This window comes from Acinetobacter sp. CIP 64.7 (assembly GCF_000369745.1).
GTDB lineage: Bacteria > Pseudomonadota > Gammaproteobacteria > Pseudomonadales > Moraxellaceae > Acinetobacter > Acinetobacter fasciculus.
The window spans coordinates 1,741,144-1,761,464 of record NZ_KB850179.1 but is presented as its reverse complement, the minus strand read 5'-3'; the positions used below and the strand labels follow the sequence as shown (position 1 = coordinate 1,761,464).

Below are 20,321 nucleotides of genomic sequence, written 5' to 3'. Positions count from 1 at the left end.
TTTATCAATCGATATTTATAAAAGTTGTCCTATTTTTCAAGCACACGTAGATCAGTGGACTTCAATTTTAGATTAGCTCTGTAGAAATCAACACTCTGTTCTGCTGATCACTCAACTTGAGCTGTTCGAGTCAGTATTTTATAGATTTCATCTTTTAATTTCAGTTTTTTACGCTTGATCGCCTCAATATCATTGTTGATATGATTGACTGGATCAAGTTCAAGCTGGCTGATTTCTTTGTCCAGCTCATTATGTTCCTCGAATAACTTGGCAAAATAGGGATTTTCCTCGCGAAGTTGCACAATCAAGTCGCGGTATTCGGGAAACATGTATTTGAGTTTCTTATTGCAATCTTTGGTTTTCATAGGGATTCTTATACTCTAATCATAAAATTAAATATAAATATGTTCTGATCTGCACTGGAAAATGCAGATCGACAGAACATGAAAAGGATTTACTTGAAGTGCAAATGTTTGACCTCGCGGCGTAACTCCTGCACTTCATCAATGAGGTCCAGCATCATGGCAACGGCGCTAAATGAGGCATCAAAATCGCGTTGCAGGCGATAGGCGCGTTGTGCACGCGAGATATCTTCACCGAGGAAAGTGCTGGTCGGGGGTGTAGAACGATTGGGTAAAATTCCATGTTCAATTAACTGCATGACCCATTCCGGGCTTTGTCCACACGCTTCTGCAAAGTGGATCAAGTCAAATGAACGATCGTCCATAATTTCTGAGGGGGTATAACCGTGGGAAAAACTTTCTTGGTACTGAATCGTAGTCATGGGTCTACTCCTTAAACAGCCAAGTGTGCAAAATCCGTAGAAAGGGAAGGTACTAAAATAGAACGCTTTCCAATCCTTGGACATGCAGACTCAGAGTGATGACTCAAATGATCATGAGTGAAGAGTCGGGATGCACTGGTAGTTGATGAATCAGTCGGTCTGACCGGATCTTTATCAGCAGCATGCGAGGCAAAGAAGGTTAAAGCTGAAGTTGTTTTTATAATTTTATGTGTTATCGACAAAGCGTATTCAATCACTTTCCTATGTTGAATAGAGGGCGCCATATCAGGGCTGCAAAGCAGACCAGAGGACAGAATTGAACAAGGCTGAAGATTGATCATCATAAGTGGATAAAAAATAACCGTCTTCGATCCATTATTATGACTTTGCCTGCTCCAAAACAGTTTTTATTTGTACCTTATTGTTTCAAATCATGACAAAGAAAAAAGCCCCTGATATAGGGGCTTTGAAAATCTTTCTGAAATTAATATTTTACCCAAGTAACACTGCGACCAATTACCGATACCCCCACATAACCACGCAAGGTCAGACGTTTACCATTAGCACTTAAGCGTGCTTTACCTTTGTAAACTTTGCCACTGATCGGATTAAGCACTTTGCCATCATGGTATTCACGTGGCTTTTTCGGATCTGCCTTAAAATCCCAGATAAACGGCAGGCCTAGAAAAGGCTTGTTCTTAAGCTGACCTGGACATTTATGACAAATTCCCATTTTTTCTGCGCCAGGCAAGCTGCGTGTTTCGACAATTACTCCTTCATAACTGCCATCTGCTTTCTTGCGAATTTCCACATCCGCACGAGAATAACCCGATTGATCATTGATGGTTTTCCATTTACCCAATAACGGATCTTCATAGGCAAAGGCCAGGCTAGAGACTGCGGCCAAACTTATCCCCATTAGTAGAGTATTCAATAATTTTCTCATAACATACCTGTTAAATTGATGATGTATTCATTTTAGAATTATTGCTCTAATTTATTTTAAAAGCATAATTAAATCAAGAGTATGAACTGTGCGGTCTTTCTCATAATTTTTTGAAAATGATGAATATTCAGGTTTTGTTAGTGTGAATAATCTTATAATTTAAAAGGGATTCTTAGATTGGATTTACAGGAGAGTTTGATTCAGGAGGTAGACAGGTTTTCTACTGTAGGGGAATACGCTTTGTTGAGCTCAGTCACCTAGATTTTAAAACATAAAAAAAGCATTCCTGGGAATGCTTTTAAACTTAAGGATTCGAACTGCTTAGCTCAGGTGTTTACCAAATAGGCCCAAGGCTTCTTCAGCAGTAAAAGTATATTGGCTATTACAGAACTGACAGTCCATCTCGATCGGATTCTGGAATTCCAGCGTTTCACGGATCGACTCTATTCCGATTTGCTGTAAAGCGACTGCACAACGCTCTTTAGAGCAGGTACAACCAAACTTCAACACTTCCGTATCTGGCAGACGCACTTCTTCTTCGTTATATAAACGGTACAGAATATCAGTGGCTTGCAAACCGACTAACTCTTCAGTTTTTAGAGTCTCTGTGAGCATGGTCAGACGTGGCCATAGATCTTCATCTACCCGGCGTTGTTCTTCTTCACTATTACGTGGTAATAACTGAATCAGTAAACCACCTGCACGCTGATGGTCACTTGCCAGTACAATACGCGTCGGAATCTGTGCAGACAGGTCATAATACTGCATCAGACAGCCCGCCAGATTTTCTTTATCAAGGGGTACAATCCCCTGATAACGCTCACCAAATTCTGGTTCGATATTGATGAATAGAACCGGAGAGGTGAGTGATTTCAACACTGTACTACTGTCTTCACCGACCAGAAAGTGCGGATCTTCTTCATAGTCAGCCAGAGCGCGAACTTCACCCAAATGGTTACATTCAGCCATAGCCCATTTAAATGTGCCCGATGCCTGAATTTGCAGGCTGATACGCCCTTTAATCTTCAATGTGCTGGCCAGCAGTGCAGTGGCACTAAGCATTTCACCTAGCAGGATTTTAACTGCAGGCGCATAGTCACGTTGCGCTAAAATGGTTTGTAAAGCTTCTTCAAGATGCACCACTTCACCACGAACAGGGCTATCTTCAATAAAAAAGCGTTGGCGTAAATCAGACATAAAATTCTCCATAACCCTGCTTTAATGGTGTCATTATTGTAAAACACAAGTTAGGACAGTTCATCTCTTAACGTATCAATTCCTGCGCCGTTTGTATCCTGTTGCTGCGGTGTAGCCTGTTTTTGCACTTTATGGCGTTGATCCTGGGTAAACAGATGCTCCAGTTCAGCCAAACTGCTGCGCTGATTTTCATAATTTGGATGTTCATCCGGATCCAGATGATATTGACTATTGAGCAACTTTTCATCCTGTTCATGGAAGTTTTGAATCTGTTGCAGGCTTTCTTCCGGGTCAGGATTGAGCTGGGTTAATAAGGCTTGACTGAGTTCCAAGGCGGAAAGATAAGTTTCACGCCAGATATGTTTCACGCCCAAATCCTGCAATAAATGCACATGATGTCGATCACGGGCGCGGACCCATAAACAGGTTTCAGGATAATTCAGCCGCAGATGCCGCACGATCAGCATCGAGTCTTCAATATCATCAATGGCGACAATGACCTGTTGCGCCGTGGCAACCCCTGCCTGCATCAAGGCTGCCGGTTCTGTCGCATCTGCCTGATAGAAAGGGATGTCGTACTGCGCCAGAAGCTCAGTGGCTGGCACAGTGCTGTCCATGACACTAAAGGCGTGTTGCTGTTGCAGTAGAATCCGGGCGATGATTTGTCCGAAGCGACCAAAGCCAATCAGCAGGATTGGTGTATGGGCTTGAGGATTAATATCAGTTTCAAAAGTCGCTGCCAGATGATTGTGGCGATCCAGACGCGGTAAGATCTGACTGTGCAATAACCAATAAAATGCGGGGGTCAGCAGCAAGGAAAAACTCACCATCCACAGCAAGGGAGAGAGCAGATCAGCCGCAATAATCTGGTCGGAAACCGCAATCACCAGTGCCAGTAAAGCAAATTCGCCACCTTGTGCCAGACTGGCTGCTAACAAGGTGCTATTGCGCCAGCTATTTTGATGATAACGCGCCAATGCCAGGTTGATTGCAAACTTGCCCAAGATTAAAATGAGGGTGCCACCGAGAATCATCCAAGGGAAATTGAGCAGATCAGCTAAGTGCAGTGACATGCCTAGACTGATAAATGCCAAGCCCATCAACAGGCCCTGAAAAGGCCGAATCGTACTTTCTACCGCAGGCCTGAAATCTGAATCTGCCAATAAAATGCCGGCAAATAAGGCACCGAGAAATAGATTCAGTCCGAGGGTATTCATCAGCACCAATAATGCCAAGGTCACCGCAATCGCTACAATCGCATGCAGTTCGTGACTGCCACTTTTAGCAATCCAGCGATACAACGGCTGCATCAGGTAACGATTACACAGAAACAGACCACTCAACGTTGCGATGATCGCAGCAAAATAGGCCACGCCATGTTCAGTGGAGCGAATCCCGGCAAATAATGGAATGGCTGCAATCACCAGAATGGCCAACAGAGCATGAATCAGCAGAATCGAATAGGCTTGCTGACCATAGCTGGTGGCGAACTGTTCCTGATGATTGAGATGTTGAATCACCAAAGTCAGGGCGGACAAACTGCCGGCGAGTCCAATTACAATGCTGGCGAGTAGGCTTTGCTGAAGGAAAACCCAGGCCATGAGCGTGAAAATCAGGGTGCTGATTAGTACCTGTAAAGCAGCCATCATCCACAGGGAGGGATTAATCTGCACAATGCGTTGTGGTCTGAGTTGCAGGCCGATCCAGAACATCAGTGCCATCAGGCTGACTTGCATGAAACTACTCATGACTTCGGGTGTCTGAATCAGGTGCAAAAGGCTTGGACTTAAGATGATCCCTGTTAACAGATAGCCCAGCACACTTGGCAATCTGAGCCTTTTACTCAGTGGCACTATCAACAGTGCAATAACCAGAACCAGTGTTATTTGTAACAGTATCGACATTTTCCTGCCCTAAATTTATTCTTGATCCAGACTTGCAGTTTCGTATTCCAGATCGATCCTCAGGCGCAATATCTTTTAGCTCAGTTCCTGAGGGTCGATGTCCAGCGTGAGCTTCATGCTAGAAGGTTTGTCCTGCAGCATGTTTTGCCACCAGCTACGCACATAGTAATGCAAACGTGGACGATCCGCTGACAATAGCACCATATGCGACTGATAGCGTCCGGCCTTACGTTCCATTGGCGCAGGAATTGGTCCCCAGATGTCCAGCGCCAGATCAGGATATTGCCTGAGGAGTGCTGCATGTTTCTGTAAGAATTCGGTATTTTGTGCCTGATCCTTGGATTCACAGCGAATCAGGATGGCATAACGGTAGGGCGGCATTCTGGCCATCTGCCGTTCTTTTAAGGTCTGCTGGGCAAATACGCGATAATTTTCATTCACTAAGGTGTTCAGCAGGGCATGATCAGGTCTGAGGGTCTGCAGATAAACATCGCCTTTATGTTCACCACGTCCGGCACGGCCAGCCACTTGCACGATCAGTTGCGCAGTCCGTTCAGTAGCACGGAAGTCCACACTCAGCAGACCGGAATCAATATCCAGAATCGCCACCAGCGTCACATAAGGAAAATGATGCCCCTTGGCCAGCATCTGGGTGCCGAGTAGAATCGCCGGTTCGCTTTTCTGAATCTTGTCATAGATTTTTTGCCAGCTGCCGACCCGACTGGTGGAATCGCGATCGACCCGAATCACCTCAAAATCCGGAAATAGCTCATTTAAATGTTCTTCGACTTTGCCGGTGCCCATACCCAGTGTAACCAGTTCCTGATGCTGACATTGCGGGCAGTGTTCCGGCATACGGTGAATAGTACCGCAGTGATGGCAATGCAGATGCTGATAAGGCTGACGGTGTACAGTGAAGTTGGCATCACAGTGCGGACATTGCGCCTGCCAGCCACAGCTGCCACAAAGCAGGACGGGGGCATAGCCACGGCGGTTTAAAAAAATCAGTACCTGTTCTTTTTTCTCCAGGCGCTTTTTGATGTCCTGAATCAATTGCAGGCTAATCCCATGCTTTTTTTGCGCAACTTTTAAATCCAGAATATGGATTTTGGGCATCAAGGCCGTACCGGCACGCTGGTTCAGCTCCAGTGCCTGCATCTTGCCATGTTCAACCAGCGCATAACTGTCAATACTTGGTGTGGCTGAACCTAAGATTACCGGACATTGCTGTAAATGGCCGCGGTACAGGGCGACATCACGGGCATGATAGCGGAAGCCTTCCTGCTGTTTAAAGGACAGGTCATGTTCTTCATCTAGAATGATCAGGCCCAGATTCGGCATTGGCGTATAAATGGCGGAACGTGTCCCAAGCACAATCGAGGCTTTGCCAGTTTCTGCCGACTGCCAGGCCTGTAGCCGTTTGGAATCATTCAAACCGGAGTGCAGCAACGCAATATGGCAATGAAAACGGGACTGAAAACGGCTGATGGTTTGCGGCGTCAGGCCGATTTCCGGCACCAGCACCAGCACCTGTTTGCCCTGTTTCAGTACCTGTTCCATGATCTGCAAATACACTTCAGTTTTACCGCTGCCGGTCAGACCATCCAGTAAAAAAGCTTGATATTGATTGCGATATTTTAATACCTGTTCGACTGCATGTTTTTGTTCAGGATTGGCAGTAAGCGGCATTTGTGCCAGCTGCATCGGCTGCGGATTGAAATCTTGTGGCTCCAGCACACAGGCGCAAATCTCTTTTTTCTCCAGCGCTTTTAAGGTCGCGGTTTCAATCCCGGCCATGTTCAGCACATTTTCAGTGGTCCCGACCGGATGCAGTTTTAAAATCCGGTAAGCTTCCTGCTGCTTGTCCGAACGGCGTACTTTGGCCTCGGCATCAGGGTCCAGTAATTTCCAGGTACGGGCCAGCAGGTTATAAGGCTTACCCTGACGCAACAGAGTCGGCAGGGCACTGTGGACGACTTCACCGATCGGAAACTGGTAATACTGCGCTGACCATGTCAACAAACTTAAAACTTTGGCATCTATAATGGCGCGTTCATCGAGCAGTTCGGTTACTGCCTTAAGCTTAAAGCGTGGGTCGAGAGGAGTGTCTGCAGGCAGTTTTTCGATAATCACCCCGACCAGATTCTGACGTCCAAATGACACCATTACACGTGCGCCAATCTGCGCCTGTTTAAATTGTTCTGCACTCATCGTGTAATCAAAACAATCAAATACATGCACAGGTACAGCAACGCGTACGCGATAAATTGGACTTAAATCGGTGTGGGAATTTTGCATATCTTGGGGTGGAGATCCTGAAGAAATTTCGTCGTGCTTAAAGTTCGATTATGTTAGAGTGAGTAGATAATTTATATCAAAGAATATGAATGATTTCGGTGGTCTGACGCAACAGCGTTGAGCAAAATTTTGGAAAATTAGAGCATTACAATGCCTGCATATCAGTTTATTGCGCTTGATGCTTCAGGAAAGCAGCAAAAAGGCGTGCTGGAGGGGGATTCTGCACGTCAGATCCGGCAACAATTACGGGATAAAGCACTTATTCCTGTCTCTGTTGATCCTGTTGAAAAAAAAGACCAGCAGCATCGTCGAAAATGGTTTGAAAAAAGTATTACCGCCTATGATCTGGCTCTCATGACCCGGCAGCTGTCCGTGCTAGTCGCCGCCGCGATTCCATTGGAAGAAGCCATCCGTGCTGTTGGCAAGCAAAGCGAAAAAGTACATGTACAAAACCTGCTGATGTCAGTGCGCTCAAAAGTGCTGGAAGGGCATAGTCTGGCGCAGGGCCTGCAGCAATCCGGACGTTTTCCTGAACTGTATATTGCCACAATTGCTGCCGGTGAACGTTCCGGACATCTGGACCTGATTCTGGATCAGTTGGCTGACTATACCGAAAACCGGTTTGCCATGCAGAAAAAAATTCAAGGTGCAATGATCTATCCGATTATTCTGATGCTGATGTCCTTTGCGATTGTGATGGGGCTGATGACCTATGTGGTGCCGGATATCGTCAAGACTTTTGATCAGAGTAAAGACGCCTTACCGTGGATTACCGTGGCCTTGATGAAAGCCAGTGATTTTATCCGCATTGCTTGGCCATTTTTATTGATTGGTGGTGCTTTGGGGATTTTCCTGTTGGTCCGGTTTTTAAGAACCACCGCCGGGCATTATGCCTTTGACCGTCTGACCTTAAAATTACCTTTATTCGGCAAATTGTCACGCGGGATTAATGCCGCACGTTTTGCCAGTACCTTATCCATTTTGACCCAGTCTGGCGTGCCGCTGGTCGATGCACTGCGCATTGGTGCTGCAGTCAGTAACAACTGGGTGATCCGTGATGCTGTCAATCTGGCAGCGGAAAAAGTCACTGAAGGTGGCAACCTGGCGACCCAACTGGAACGCAGTGGTTATTTCCCGCCGATGATGGTACAAATGATCAAAAGTGGTGAAGCGTCTGGTGAACTGGACCGCATGTTGGAACGTGCTTCACAGATGCAGGATCGCGAAGTGACCACCCTGATTTCAACTTTACTGGCCTTGCTGGAACCTTTAATGCTGGTATTGATGGCCAGTATTGTTTTGGTGATTGTGATTGCAGTGATGCTGCCAATTGTGAATATGAATAATATGATTTAAACAGAAGCCAGTTAGAATTTTGCTGTGATCAAGATTCAAGTGGAAATTCTGAATGATGCAAATAAATGAGAGAGATTGAATGAAAAGGAATCAATTAAATAAACAGACGGGCTTTACCTTAATCGAAGTCATGGTGGTGATTGTTATTCTCGGTGTGCTTGCTGCGCTGATTGTTCCGAATGTGATGGGACGCGGTGAAAAAGCCAAAGTAGATACCACCGTGATCAAGTTGCAGAGCATTGCAGGTTCACTGGATCAATACAAGCTGGACAATGGCAAGTATCCAAGTATGCAGGAAGGCGGTCTGGATGCACTGGTGAATCAGCCAGCGACTGCAAAAAACTGGGTGCCAGGCGGTTATGTCAAGGGCGGTTTTCCAAAAGACAGCTGGGATAATGAACTGCAATATGTGATTCCGGGCACCGATGGCCGCAGCTTCGATCTGTATTCATTTGGTGCAGATGGTCAATCGGGTGGTGAAGGAACAGATGCCGATATTTATTATCAGCCTTAATTGAGAATCGTTATAAATTTTCGATAGATAGAATATATCACTTCACTGAATAGGCTATTTCAATACGAAGTGAAGTGATAATAACTATTAATTATTAAATATAATGTAAGTTAATGATATTTATAATAATGAAATAATAAAAACGATATGCGAGTTATAATAAGAATTATTCCCATATTTATCTATTACAATTCTCGTAAAATATGAATAAACATACACTTTCTATTTATTTAAAAAAGCTCATAATGATCTGAATGGTACTTGACTCGCCAACGGAGAAGCACATGAAAGCATTAATCTTAGGAGATGAAATCAATCAATTTCATTGGTCGATGCTGAAATCTGTTCTTCTGGTTTTAAGCATGCTGCCGATCAGTCAGGGAATCGTCCATTTATGGCAAAGCACCGAAGGCAGCAGCCAGATTATGGTGGCCTTTTTTGCTATCAGCTTGATGAGCAGTTTATTGGCACTGTGTTTCTGGTCAGCATTAAACGCGAGTGTAATTCGCATTCAGGCCGAGCAAAGCTCAGCATTTGAGCAGACACTGGTTAACCTGTATCGTCATGTGCCGATGCTGTCTCTTGCCAGCATGTTGTGTTATTTGGCTATACAATTTTAAGCTTGAAAGAGATGAAAAAACCGAGGCTATGACCTCGGTTTTTTATTGCCTTGAATGTTCCTCCCTTTCGTAAAGGGAGCTTAGGAGGGATTGATAAGATGCTATATTCAGGAATCCCCTAAGTCCCCCTTTGTAAAAGGGGTACTTGAAAAAATTACCGTCTAGATTTAAAGCTGACATCCACTTTACGTGGACGGAAGCGCCAGCCCACTAGCAAGAGTAGAACCGAGAAGATCAGGACCGGCCAGTCGCTGAGTTTCATATATAGCGTTTCACCCTGCATGGCTGGAAGTTCGCCACGTAATACTGCTTCCTGATCCATCGGGGCTTTTTTCACAATGTGACCATTGTGGTCAATAAAGGCGGTCACACCGGTATTGGTCGCCCGAATAAACCAGCGGCCATTTTCTTTAGCACGCATTTGCACCATCTGCAGATGCTGTAATGGTCCTGCCGTGCCGGTAAACCAGGCATCATTAGACACGGTCACCAGAAAATCACTTTGACTGGCATTGCGACGGGTCAAATTCGGATAAGCCACTTCATAGCAAATCGCAGAACCCAAAGGATGATTTTTTACATTCAATGGTTTTTGATGATCTGCGCCCCGGGTAAAACCACTCATGGATGGATCATTTTGCAGTGCCGGCAGAACCCAACTTAACCAGCCTGAAAGTGGAATATATTCACCAAAAGGAACCAGTCGTTGCTTCTTGTATAGCCCATCGGATTCATCTCCGCTGGCCATAATACTATTGTAATATTTTGGATAACCCGCAGCCTGTGATTCTGCTAAATCCCAATACGGAATGCCGGTCACCCAGGCCGTACCTGATTTTTCAGCCTGTACTTTCATGGCTTCCAGAAAGGCTTCAATATCAGTCTGGAACATGGGAATCGAAGATTCCGGCCAGACGATCAGATCGCGGCCCCATTCAGTTTTACTCAAATTGGCATAAATCAATAAGGTCTTCACCTGATATTCAGTCAGCCATTTCAAGTCTTGCGGAATATTACCCTGAATCAGAGAAACCGTTAAAGGCTTCTGATTTTTTTGCTCAACAAACGTCAGTTGTGCTGCACCCCAGGCACCGAGTAATAAAACTGCCGAAGGAATGGCCCAGAACAGGCGTCTATTTAGAATTTCAACCAGCGCACAGGCCAGAATGATCACCACGAAAGATACGCCAAACACCCCGAATAAGGGCGCATAAGCATCTAGGTAGCGTTCGGTAAAGGCATAGCCGGCGAATAGCCATGGGAATCCGGTAAAGACCCAGGTCTTGGACCATTCAAACAGCACCCACAGCGGGGCAAAGGTTAAAGGAGTTTCCGGGAAAAAGCGGCGATAGACAAACGTTTGAACGGCACTAAACAGACCCATCACCAGTGCCATGATCAGGATCATCACGACACTGAGAAATGCACTGGTATCGCCATAAACATGAATCGAGGTGTACAGCCAGAATGCGCCGACAAACCACAAGCCAATCCCGTAAGCCCAGCCAATGCCAAAGGCCTGTTTTGCGCTACGTCCGCGCAGGCAGGCATAGAGCAGTGCCGGAGACAGAATCGCCAGCCACCAGTAATGATAGGGGGCTAATGCCAAACTGAAAATGGCACCTGCAAATAAGGCAATTAAAACAGGATAGATCAGCGGCAAGGTTTTTTGCTGTTGAGACGAACTCAACAGCTTATCGAAATACGCTCTCATTGGCGCACGGCTCGAATCAGGTGAATCGAGCGCGAATCTGCTTCAAGAATGGTAAATTGCCAGTTTTCCAGTTCAATGGTTTGACCTTCAAGGTCACTCACCAGACCAATTTCCTGTAATAACAAGCCGCCCATGGTTTCCACTTCATCATCAGGGAAAGTCGCATCCAGCATATTATTGAAATACTCAATTGGAGTCAGGGCTTGGACTACCCAGGTATTGGCGGTAGTCGGATCATTGTCCGGAACAATGTAGTATGCTTCTTCATCAGCATTGTCATGTTCATCTTCAATTTCACCGACAATTTCTTCCAGAATATCTTCCAGTGTCACCAGACCTGAGGTCGTACCGTATTCATCAATCACCACCGCAATATGCGTCTGGGTATTCTTTAACATGCGCAGCACCTGATCGGAGCGGGCACTTTCCGGAACAAACAAAGGCTGACGCATAAGCGCGCGAATGTCGACTTTGGCCGTCGGTTCAGTCAGAAAAGGCAATAGATCCTTGGCCAGCAGAATTCCGACTACATTGTCGGTCTGATCGGATGAAAATACCGGAAAACGTGAATGCGCAGACTCGACCAGCACATGCAGGATATCCAGCAGTTGGTCATCTTCCTGTAAGCTGATCATGGACGTGCGAGGCGTCATGACTTCACGAATTTTGGTTGCCGGGAGGTCAAGAACGCCCTCAAGCATGGCAACAGTATCGGGTTCTAAAAATCGACGTGAATCTTGTACTAATTTTAGCAGTTCGTCGCGAGTTTCGGGTGCAGTTCCCAGCCATTTGCGTAAGCCGCGCATACCCCACGACGGGCCTGATTCCTCGTGCATGATTTTTCCTGAAGACTCTTAATATCTAAAAAAACGTGGTTTTATCATACCGCAGAAAATTCGCTTGTCTATTGTAAATATGATGCGCAGTCTTGATCGCGCGAGTCAGCGCTGATTTTGGAGCTGGCCACGTATGTAAAGCAGCAATGTAATCGCAGCTTTATGCTAAAATATGGCGGTCTTTCCATCCTGAGTCTATCGATGTCCCCAACTGAAATTATTCCAAGTCTGCAATTGAATACCCGAGGTTTGCGTTGTCCTGAGCCAGTGATGATGTTGCATCAGGCGATCCGTAAATCCAAGGCAGGTGATGTGGTTGAGGTGTTTGCTACGGATAATTCGACTTCTTGGGATATTCCAAAATTCTGTATGCATCTGGGACATGAGTTGCTATTGCAAGAAGAACGTCTGGATGAAAATGGTAATAAAGAATTTCATTATTTAGTCAAAAAAGGCGGCTAAAAATACCAAGGGCTGATGAGCTCAAAGATTTGTCTTATTTAGAAAATAAAATTTCAAAAATCTGCTTAATTAAATAGATGAATGGACAGGAACTGAAATTCTAAATATTTATCCATAAATAAACCCGCTTAAAAGCGGGTTTATTTTTTATCTGATGATTAGATTACATGTTCGGGTAGTTTGGACCACCACCACCTTCCGGTGTTACCCAGGTGATGTTCTGGGAAGGATCCTTGATGTCACAGGTCTTGCAGTGCACACAGTTGGCTGCATTGATCTGGAAGCGTTTCGAACCGTCATTATTTTTCATGATCTCATAGACACCCGCTGGGCAGTAACGCTGTGCAGGCTCATCCCATTTCGGCAGATTTACTTCCACCGGAATTGAAGCATCGGTGAGTTTCAAATGCGCTGGCTGGTTTTCTTCATGGACCGTATTCGATACAAACACCGAAGACAGACGGTCAAAGGTCAGCTTGCCATCCGGTTTTGGATAGTTCGGCTTAAAGCTTTCAGTTGCCTGGGTTTTTAGCGCAGCATGGTCCTGAACCAGATCATGCAAGGTGAACGGCACTTTAAACACGTTCTGGTCGATAAAGTTAAAGGCACCACCGATCCATTGACCGAATTTGTGCATTGCCGGGCCAAAGTTACGCGAGTTATAGAGCTCTTCTTTTAACCAGCTGTTGTTGAACTTGTCGGTATAAGCAGTCAGTTCTTTGACAAAGAAATCTTCGCCTTCCACTACACGCGCCACCGCCAGATCACCGCCTTTTTCGACACCAGCAGCAATCGCCTCAAATACCGCTTCACCGCAGAGCATGCCGGATTTCATCGCCGTATGAGAACCCTTGATCTTGGCAAAGTTCAGGAAGCCGGCATCATCCCCAATCAATGAGCCGCCCGGGAAAGTGAATTTCGGCAGCGAGTTAAATCCACCTTTGGTCACAGCACGTGCACCATAAGAAATACGCTTGCCACCTTCCAGATACTGCTTGATCAATGGATGAGTTTTCCAGCGCTGCATTTCCATGAATGGATACATGTGCGGGTTGGTATAGGACAGATCCACGATCATGCCCAGGGTCACCTGGTTGTTTTCAGCATGGTAGAGCCACCAGCCACCTGAAGAACCGGTTTCAGAAAGCGGCCAGCCGGCACCGTGCATCACCAGACCCGGTTTGTGCTTGGCAGGATCGATTTCCCAAAGTTCTTTAATCCCGATACCGTAATGTTGCGGATCCGCATCCTTGTCCAGGTTGAATTTCTGGATTAAACGCTTACCGAGATGACCACGGCAGCCTTCAGCAAAGATGGTGTATTTGGCATGCAGTTCATAACCCGGAGTAAAGTTATGCGTTGGTTCGCCATCTTTACCAATACCCATATCACCGGTCTGGATGCCTTTTACCGTGCCATCGGCATGATACAGAATTTCAGAGGCTGCAAAGCCCGGAAAGATCGACACTTCCAGTTCTTCCGCTTTCTGGCCTAACCAGCGCACCACATTGCCCAGTGAAATGACATAGTTGCCATCGTTATGCATGGTTTTAGGCACCATCCAGTGCGGTGCTTCCTGTGATTTTTCATCTGAAAGCAGGAAGAAGGTTTTATCTTCAGTCACCGGGACATTCAGCGGGGCACCCTGTTCTTTCCAGTCGGGGAACAGCTCATTCATGGCACGCGGTTCAAGCACAGCACCAGACAGAATATGTGCACCGACTTCGGAGCCTTTTTCTACGACACAAACGGACAAATCGTTTAAGTTGTTTTCAATTGCAAGTTGACGGATTTTGATCGCAGCAGAAAGACCCGCAGGGCCTGCGCCTACGATGACGACGTCAAACTCCATCGATTCACGTTCGATGTGTTCCATGTAGGACTCCTCATATTACTATTCGGTGGCAACCATAACCGGATGGTTGGGTGCTGCCATAAGTGTTCTTGGTTCCTAGACACAAAAATGCTGGTGTCTTTGATAATCTGGGCTAGTATAGTTTTAAAGCCGGTTTTAGCCAATTGGCTGAAACATATTATTTTTCCGTCATTAAGGTCTTCTTTTATGGATAAGCCAGTACCCAGCACAAATCCGACGAAAAAAGTAACTTATCCCGATGATAAAAATTTAATGGATATCGCACAATACTTAAAAGATGCACAGAGCAGTCACAAAAGGTCAATTCCCCCTTTGGAGCAATGGCAGCCAAAGCATTGTGGCACCATGGATCTGAAGGTTTTAGCCAACGGCGAATGGTGGCACGAAGGTCAATTGATCAAGCGTCAGCCGATGATCGACCTGTTTGCAACGGTCCTATGGAAAGAAAACGATAAATTCTATCTAAAAACACCAGTAGAAATGATTGAAATTGAAGTTGAAGATGAACCTTTATTTGTCAATCAGGTTGATCAGATTGAGATCAATGGAGTGACTTATCTGCAACTGGGCACGACCACGCAAGATCTGATTGTTGTCGATGCTGAACATCCAATCTTTATGCGTGAATATAAAGGTGAACTACGGCCTTATGTGCATATACGTTTTGGGATCAATGCCCTGATCCAGCGCGCTGCATTTTTACATCTAGTGGAGATGGGCGAGCTTGATGAAAATCCGGCAGGCGGAACTGTTTTAAGTTTGAAAAGTGGTGATTTAGACTTGCATTTGAGCACCTGAGGTTTAAGCTTGATCGCTAGAAATTTCAAACAAGCCACCTGCAACGTTATGAGCGCTATTCAACCAATTTCCCAGCTATTAGACCCGATGCCCAATGCCACGGCAGATGCGCCGATTGGTATTTTTGACTCAGGCGTAGGCGGCTTGTCAGTCGCCCTGGAAATTGCCCGCCATTTGCCTAATGAGCGCTTTGTCTATTATGCGGATACTGCGCATGTGCCTTATGGCCCGAGAGATGATCAGGAAATTCGTGCCCTGACGGCTCAGGCGATTGAATGGCTTTATCGTCAAGGTTGTAAAGTTGCGGTGGTGGCTTGTAATACCGCTTCCGCTTTTAGTCTGGATTATTTGCGTGACTATTATGGTGAAAACTTCCCGATTATCGGTTTAGTACCTGCACTTAAACCGGCAGTCCTGAATACCCAGTCGAAAACTGTGGCGGTACTGGCCACGCCCGCGACCTTTCGCGGTAAGCTGATTAAAGATGTGATTTCCCGTTTTGCTGAACCGGCTCAAGTCAAAGTCCTGCCTGTGACCAGTCTGGATCTGGTGCCTTTTGTTGAGGCTGGAAAGCAGATGAGTACAGCCTGTTTGCAAACATTAAAAGAGATTTTACAACCAGTTGTGGATCAAGGCGCTGATTATTTAGTGTTAGGATGTACACATTACCCCTTCCTAAAATCGTCAATTCAGTATATTTTTGGTCAAAAGCTGACATTAATTGACTCAGGATTCGCGGTTGCAAGACAAACGGCCCGAATTTTAATTAAAAATGGGTTATTATTTGAGCAAGAGTCTAAAGAAAGCGTGAAAATTGAATTGGTGGTGAGTGGGCAGAATGCTGAACAGCTCCGACCGATTTTGCAGCACCTGATTCCGGCCGATTTAAAATGGCAGGTCAGTAATATGAGTGCAGTCTAAAACTCATTTTTATAATTTAAGAAGAAAGATATTTTGATTTTGGGGTGGCCATATTGGGTAAAGAAGCATGTGATGATGCATTTTTTATCCAAATGTACAGGAGAAGAGGATAGCCCATGCTGGATAAACGGTACCAAGTGTTCATCTCAACCTCTGGGGCAGAAATGCAACCAGAGCGTATCATTCTGTCTCAAACACTGGTAGGAATGGGGTTTTTCTCGTGGGGACTGGAACAGCGTACACCGCTGAATACTGCATTTGCACGCCGCCAGATTGATGACTGTGATTATGTCGTGATTTTGCTGGGCAGCCAGTATGGGGAGCAGTCGGTATCGGGTGTTGGCTATATGCATCTCGAATATATTTATGCAGTGACCAAGCAAAAACCGATTATTGTGTTTATGCATGATGACCCGGCATCACGTGAAAGTGCATTGCATGATGCCAAACCGGAATTACAGGAAAAATTTAAGGAATTCCGTCAACTGTTACAGCAAGAAGTGGATCAGGTCTTTACTTACCGTAGCCTGCGCGATCTGGAAATGGCAGTGCGTTTTAACATGCCGCAAATGCTGGAGCGCTATCCGGTAACCGGCTGGGTGCGTCCGCAAAATACCCAGGCGCTGCATGACGAGATTGATCAGCTGAAAGCTAAAGTGGCGCAACTGGAACGCGATGGCGGAACTGCAGAAGTCGATCCATTCCTGAGCCTGCCCAAAGTGGCGATGCATGAAATTTTTTCTTTTGAATACCGGATGCATGCTTATCAGGATGGTAATTTTAAAGAAATCAAAGTCCATAAAAAACTGACTTGGGCACAATTGTTGGCGTTATTGGGTTCAACTTTTGTCAATCCGACCCCTGAAGAGTTTTTCTCGAAGCGCATGAATGAATATCTGAATGAAACCGGTCTGCAGGATGCACGGGTGCAGATGCCGCGTGCGCATGCTGTCGCGCGTGCCCAGATGAATATTCGTGCCTTGCATAGTTTAAAAATTCAAATGCGCCAGAATGACTGGATTGTGCCATCCGGTCGTGATGACCGACAGCGCATGCTGTGGCAGATCACGCCAAAAGCGCAAAAGTTGCTGGACAGCAGCTTGCTGGATTTAGATCGCACTTTTCAATATAAGTCAGCGTATTAATCCATAGAGAGAATAAATAAAAAGCTGTTAAAGTACAGGGGTTGATATCCTGACGGACGAACTGAATGTATTCTCCTGCTAAAGCGAAAGTGACGATTATATTGGCAAACTTGGGCACACCAGATGAGCCTACGATTCCAGCGGTACGCCGTTTCCTCAAGCAGTTTTTATCTGATCAGCGTGTGATTGAAATTCCCAAACCGATCTGGCAAATCATTCTGCGCTTATTCATTTTGCCTTTCCGTCCAAAGCGGGTATCACAGGCCTATGCGCAAGTATGGGGACAGGATTCGCCGATGCGTGAAATTCTGTTTGAGCAGGTCGCAGCAGTCAAGACGCATCTCACCCAGCTTTATCCGCAGTTTGAACTGAATGTGGTACCTGCAATGACCTACGGCAATCCGAATATTCAGGATGTCTTGGCACAGGTCTCAGCGCAGCCACAGGAACACATGATTCTATTTCCCTTGTTTCCACAATATTCTGCCACTTCGACCGCACCTCTATACGATGCAGTGGCGAAATGGGTGGTGAAACAGCGCAATTTACCCGGTTTGACAGTGATCCGGGATTATTATCAACATCCTTTATTTATCCAGTCGCTGGCTCAAAGTGTACGTGATTATCAGACAATTCATGGTCAACCAGAGAAATTGTTGATGTCTTTCCACGGCATTCCACAGCCATATGCCGATAAAGGCGATCCTTATGCCGACCGTTGTCGCATCACGGGTAAATTGGTGGCGGAAGTACTAGGTTTAAATGAAGATCAATACGCGATCAGCTTCCAGTCGCGGTTTGGTAAACAGGAGTGGATCAAGCCCTATACCGATGTTTTACTTGAAGATTGGGCGAAGCAGGGGGTGAAATCCATTCAGGTGATGAGTCCTGCATTTTCTGCGGACTGTCTGGAAACGCTTGAAGAGCTGGCAATCGAAAATGCCGAGACTTTTAAAGCAATAGGCGGAGAAAGCTATAGCTATATTCCGGCATTAAATAGCCGTGAAGATCATTTGCGATTGCTCAACAGTCTACTACAGGCTAATCTGGATGCATTGACACAGATACTTGCCCATTAACTTGCCCGAGGTTTTTCACCCCATGTTACAAGTCAAAATTGTTCCAGTTACTGCATTTCAGCAAAACTGTTCCATCGTTTGGGATGCGGACACTAAAGAAGCCATTTTGATTGATGCAGGGGGCGAACCTGAAAAACTGAAAGCTGAAGTTGAAGCGCTGGGTTTAACGGTTAAAGCCTTGTGGCTCACTCATGGCCATCTGGATCATGCGGGTGCGGTGGGTGCATTAAAAAAGGCTTGGAATGTACCGGTGATTGGACCACATAAAGAAGATGCCTTCTGGCTCGACATGATTCAGGAAGTGTCTGCACGTTATGGCTTCCCGATTCCGGAAAAAGTCGAAGTGACCCAGTGGCTGGAAGGTGGTGAAGTACTCAAACTCGGCAATGAAGAGTTCGAAGTGCGTTTTGCTCCAGGCCATACGCCAGGTCACGTGATGTTCTATAACAAAAATTATGCCTTGTTATGGACAGGTGATGTATTGTTCAAAGGCTCGATTGGCCGCACTGATTTCCCGCGTGGCAATCATCAACAGCTCTTAGATTCAATTCAGCGTGAATGTTTCAGCCTGCCAGATGAAACCCAATTTATTTCAGGACATGGACCGGTCAGCACCATTGGTTTTGAAAAGCAGCATAATCCTTTTGTTGCAAGCCAAGCGGGTTAAAAGCGTAAATAAAAGACCAACATAGTTTGGTCTTTTATCTTTATTCTGAAAAGGGATTATTGCGAAGTTGTCGCGTTTGCATGTGTATGAGCCAAGCGGCAAAAGCAAAAAGCACACCCAATACAATAAATAAACTATCTTGTTGGAAAATGCCGACTCCCAACGAAAGAAGTGCGAGTAGACCAACCCCAATTAATATGACTCTTAAAATAGGGTCTGTTGACATTTCAAGTATAGAATTTACCCGATAAAGGTAGCCAAATAAATATACAAGCTAATACAACTGCCCCCTCATAGCTACACTTTAGCTTATCATATCGTGTTGCTATTCCTCTGAACTGCTTTAACCTACAAAATGCATTCTCAACTAAGTGTCTGATTTTATATAAATACCAATCCATATGATCATTATTTGACTGAGTATTTGATTTTCTTGGAATATTCGCTTTAGTTTTTTTCGTAGATATTTGTTCTCTTAATGATTCAGAGTCATATCCTTTGTCTGCACAACATACTTCCGTTTCACTCAAATCAAGTTTTTCAATCATTTTGGGAGCAATCTTGACATCATGTATCGTTCCATCGGAGATAATAATTTCGATTGGATTGCCATCCGCATCAACAGCTAAGTGTATTTTAGAACTATTTCCACCAATGCTTTTAGAAATATCCTGATCTTTTATTCCAGCAGAATGTTGGTGTGCCCGAACATGACTACTATCAATAAAAACCCATTCCATATCAGCACTTGAAGAAATTAATTTAAATATTTTCATTAACTTATCATTTTTACACCAACGATTATATTTTTTAAAGATTGAGTTATACGAACCAAATTCTTTAGGCAAATCACGCCATGGGCAGCCTGTTCTTATTCTATAAAGTATTGCTTCGACAAAATTTCTCAAATTAGATTTGAAATAGATATCAAAATTTCGGAAAATAGAAAGTAACTTAGACCAGTGTTGATCATTCAGCATTGTACGAGGCATAGCGAGAAGTAAATTTAGTTTGGCGATTAAATTTTACTTTCTCGCTATTTTTTTGAACAGTAAATGTCAACAGACCCTAATATAACCCATATTATTGCTCTAAAAATAATGTGAAAATTTAGAGTAGAACAATAATACTAAGGCTTTATGAAAGATGTTAATTCGTGTTGCTTTATCTAAGTAATTTTATAAAATTCATATGATTTATTTAC

Annotated in this window: 19 protein-coding genes; 9 read left to right on the top strand and 10 right to left on the bottom strand. The window is 45.0% G+C overall.

Annotation, left to right across the window (positions count from 1 at the left end; translation table 11 throughout):
* Positions 1-107 precede the first annotated feature (107 nt).
* The 6 genes from F890_RS14980 to F890_RS14955 all read right to left on the bottom strand — a co-directional run bounded on the left by F890_RS14980 (position 108) and on the right by F890_RS14955 (position 7,129).
* A complete protein-coding gene (locus F890_RS14980) occupies positions 108-365 on the bottom strand; it encodes an HP1242/YdcH family protein (RefSeq protein WP_005102903.1) in 258 nt (85 codons plus the stop codon).
* A gap of 89 nt (positions 366-454) precedes the next feature.
* A complete protein-coding gene (locus tag F890_RS14975; RefSeq protein WP_005102905.1) occupies positions 455-784 on the bottom strand; it encodes a chaperone modulator CbpM in 330 nt (109 codons plus the stop codon).
* A 484-nt stretch (positions 785-1,268) separates the two neighbouring features.
* The gene (locus F890_RS14970) at positions 1,269-1,730 is read right to left on the bottom strand and encodes a DUF2147 domain-containing protein (protein ID WP_005267558.1); all 462 of its coding nucleotides are present in this window, start codon (positions 1,728-1,730) and stop codon (positions 1,269-1,271) included.
* A gap of 321 nt (positions 1,731-2,051) precedes the next feature.
* Positions 2,052-2,927, bottom strand: coding sequence for an Hsp33 family molecular chaperone HslO (locus F890_RS14965; protein WP_004278571.1), 876 nt, complete (start codon positions 2,925-2,927; stop codon positions 2,052-2,054).
* 50 nt (positions 2,928-2,977) lie between these two features.
* A complete protein-coding gene (locus F890_RS14960; protein WP_005267557.1) occupies positions 2,978-4,831 on the bottom strand; it encodes a cation:proton antiporter domain-containing protein in 1,854 nt (617 codons plus the stop codon).
* 75 nt (positions 4,832-4,906) lie between these two features.
* The gene (locus F890_RS14955) at positions 4,907-7,129 is read right to left on the bottom strand and encodes a primosomal protein N' (protein ID WP_005102911.1); all 2,223 of its coding nucleotides are present in this window, start codon (positions 7,127-7,129) and stop codon (positions 4,907-4,909) included.
* 150 nt (positions 7,130-7,279) lie between these two features.
* Here F890_RS14955 and gspF point away from each other — a divergent pair, with 150 nt between their 5' ends.
* From gspF to F890_RS14940, 3 genes are all read left to right on the top strand, one after another.
* A complete protein-coding gene (gene gspF, locus F890_RS14950; protein WP_005102913.1) occupies positions 7,280-8,485 on the top strand; it encodes a type II secretion system inner membrane protein GspF in 1,206 nt (401 codons plus the stop codon).
* Between the two features lie 79 nt (positions 8,486-8,564).
* Entirely contained in the window at positions 8,565-8,999 is a 435-nt protein-coding gene (gene gspG / locus F890_RS14945) for a type II secretion system major pseudopilin GspG (RefSeq protein WP_004278567.1), read from the top strand.
* A gap of 284 nt (positions 9,000-9,283) precedes the next feature.
* Positions 9,284-9,619: a hypothetical protein gene (locus F890_RS14940; RefSeq protein WP_005267556.1), complete on the top strand. Its 336-nt coding sequence runs from the start codon at positions 9,284-9,286 to the stop codon at positions 9,617-9,619.
* A gap of 154 nt (positions 9,620-9,773) precedes the next feature.
* On the opposite strand, the gene lnt is transcribed toward F890_RS14940, so the two are convergent.
* Both lnt and F890_RS14930 read right to left on the bottom strand, forming a co-directional pair.
* On the bottom strand, positions 9,774-11,333 hold the full coding sequence (gene lnt / locus F890_RS14935) for an apolipoprotein N-acyltransferase (RefSeq protein ID WP_005102921.1): 1,560 nt from the start codon (positions 11,331-11,333) through the stop codon (positions 9,774-9,776).
* Positions 11,330-12,169: an HlyC/CorC family transporter gene (locus tag F890_RS14930; RefSeq protein ID WP_004278564.1), complete on the bottom strand. Its 840-nt coding sequence runs from the start codon at positions 12,167-12,169 to the stop codon at positions 11,330-11,332. The genes lnt and F890_RS14930 overlap by 4 nt, the downstream gene beginning before the upstream one ends.
* A gap of 201 nt (positions 12,170-12,370) precedes the next feature.
* Here F890_RS14930 and tusA point away from each other — a divergent pair, with 201 nt between their 5' ends.
* Entirely contained in the window at positions 12,371-12,631 is a 261-nt protein-coding gene (gene tusA, locus F890_RS14925) for a sulfurtransferase TusA (protein ID WP_004729361.1), read from the top strand.
* Between the two features lie 163 nt (positions 12,632-12,794).
* Here the strand turns inward: tusA and F890_RS14920 are convergent, their stop codons facing one another.
* Positions 12,795-14,507 carry an electron transfer flavoprotein-ubiquinone oxidoreductase gene (locus F890_RS14920; RefSeq protein WP_005267555.1) on the bottom strand — a complete coding sequence of 571 codons (1,713 nt, stop codon included), beginning with the start codon at positions 14,505-14,507 and terminating at the stop codon, positions 12,795-12,797.
* Positions 14,508-14,693: 186 nt separating this feature from the next.
* Between F890_RS14920 and F890_RS14915 the strand changes: the two genes are divergently transcribed.
* The 5 genes from F890_RS14915 (at position 14,694) to F890_RS14895 (ending at position 19,117) form a co-directional block, all read left to right on the top strand.
* A complete protein-coding gene (locus tag F890_RS14915; RefSeq protein WP_005267553.1) occupies positions 14,694-15,305 on the top strand; it encodes a DUF1285 domain-containing protein in 612 nt (203 codons plus the stop codon).
* Between the two features lie 48 nt (positions 15,306-15,353).
* Positions 15,354-16,226 (top strand): glutamate racemase, encoded by an 873-nt coding sequence (gene murI / locus F890_RS14910; protein ID WP_005267551.1) that lies wholly within the window; start codon positions 15,354-15,356, stop codon positions 16,224-16,226.
* Between the two features lie 116 nt (positions 16,227-16,342).
* Positions 16,343-17,371, top strand: a complete 1,029-nt coding sequence (locus tag F890_RS14905) for a DUF4062 domain-containing protein (protein WP_005267549.1) — start codon at positions 16,343-16,345, stop codon at positions 17,369-17,371.
* Positions 17,372-17,436: 65 nt separating this feature from the next.
* Complete coding sequence (hemH, locus tag F890_RS14900) at positions 17,437-18,450, top strand: ferrochelatase (RefSeq protein ID WP_005267547.1); 1,014 nt, start codon at positions 17,437-17,439, stop codon at positions 18,448-18,450.
* 22 nt (positions 18,451-18,472) lie between these two features.
* Positions 18,473-19,117, top strand: coding sequence for an MBL fold metallo-hydrolase (locus F890_RS14895; RefSeq protein ID WP_005267545.1), 645 nt, complete (start codon positions 18,473-18,475; stop codon positions 19,115-19,117).
* 227 nt (positions 19,118-19,344) lie between these two features.
* Here the strand turns inward: F890_RS14895 and F890_RS14885 are convergent, their stop codons facing one another.
* On the bottom strand, positions 19,345-20,109 hold the full coding sequence (locus F890_RS14885) for an IS5 family transposase (protein ID WP_005267543.1): 765 nt from the start codon (positions 20,107-20,109) through the stop codon (positions 19,345-19,347).
* Positions 20,110-20,321: the final 212 nt, after the last annotated feature.

What these genes read in the sequence shown, in the direction of transcription:
- F890_RS14980 (WP_005102903.1), bottom strand. Translation starts at nt 365, where the DNA reads ATGAAAACCAAAGATTGCAATAAGAAACTCAAATACATGTTTCCCGAA.
- F890_RS14975 (WP_005102905.1), bottom strand. Translation starts at nt 784, where the DNA reads ATGACTACGATTCAGTACCAAGAAAGTTTTTCCCACGGTTATACCCCC.
- F890_RS14970 (WP_005267558.1), bottom strand. Translation starts at nt 1,730, where the DNA reads ATGAGAAAATTATTGAATACTCTACTAATGGGGATAAGTTTGGCCGCA.
- F890_RS14965 (WP_004278571.1), bottom strand. Translation starts at nt 2,927, where the DNA reads ATGTCTGATTTACGCCAACGCTTTTTTATTGAAGATAGCCCTGTTCGT.
- F890_RS14960 (WP_005267557.1), bottom strand. Translation starts at nt 4,831, where the DNA reads ATGTCGATACTGTTACAAATAACACTGGTTCTGGTTATTGCACTGTTG.
- F890_RS14955 (WP_005102911.1), bottom strand. Translation starts at nt 7,129, where the DNA reads ATGCAAAATTCCCACACCGATTTAAGTCCAATTTATCGCGTACGCGTT.
- gspF (WP_005102913.1), top strand. Translation starts at nt 7,280, where the DNA reads ATGCCTGCATATCAGTTTATTGCGCTTGATGCTTCAGGAAAGCAGCAA.
- gspG (WP_004278567.1), top strand. Translation starts at nt 8,565, where the DNA reads ATGAAAAGGAATCAATTAAATAAACAGACGGGCTTTACCTTAATCGAA.
- F890_RS14940 (WP_005267556.1), top strand. Translation starts at nt 9,284, where the DNA reads ATGAAAGCATTAATCTTAGGAGATGAAATCAATCAATTTCATTGGTCG.
- lnt (WP_005102921.1), bottom strand. Translation starts at nt 11,333, where the DNA reads ATGAGAGCGTATTTCGATAAGCTGTTGAGTTCGTCTCAACAGCAAAAA.
- F890_RS14930 (WP_004278564.1), bottom strand. Translation starts at nt 12,169, where the DNA reads ATGCACGAGGAATCAGGCCCGTCGTGGGGTATGCGCGGCTTACGCAAA.
- tusA (WP_004729361.1), top strand. Translation starts at nt 12,371, where the DNA reads ATGTCCCCAACTGAAATTATTCCAAGTCTGCAATTGAATACCCGAGGT.
- F890_RS14920 (WP_005267555.1), bottom strand. Translation starts at nt 14,507, where the DNA reads ATGGAACACATCGAACGTGAATCGATGGAGTTTGACGTCGTCATCGTA.
- F890_RS14915 (WP_005267553.1), top strand. Translation starts at nt 14,694, where the DNA reads ATGGATAAGCCAGTACCCAGCACAAATCCGACGAAAAAAGTAACTTAT.
- murI (WP_005267551.1), top strand. Translation starts at nt 15,354, where the DNA reads ATGAGCGCTATTCAACCAATTTCCCAGCTATTAGACCCGATGCCCAAT.
- F890_RS14905 (WP_005267549.1), top strand. Translation starts at nt 16,343, where the DNA reads ATGCTGGATAAACGGTACCAAGTGTTCATCTCAACCTCTGGGGCAGAA.
- hemH (WP_005267547.1), top strand. Translation starts at nt 17,437, where the DNA reads ATGTATTCTCCTGCTAAAGCGAAAGTGACGATTATATTGGCAAACTTG.
- F890_RS14895 (WP_005267545.1), top strand. Translation starts at nt 18,473, where the DNA reads ATGTTACAAGTCAAAATTGTTCCAGTTACTGCATTTCAGCAAAACTGT.
- F890_RS14885 (WP_005267543.1), bottom strand. Translation starts at nt 20,109, where the DNA reads ATGCCTCGTACAATGCTGAATGATCAACACTGGTCTAAGTTACTTTCT.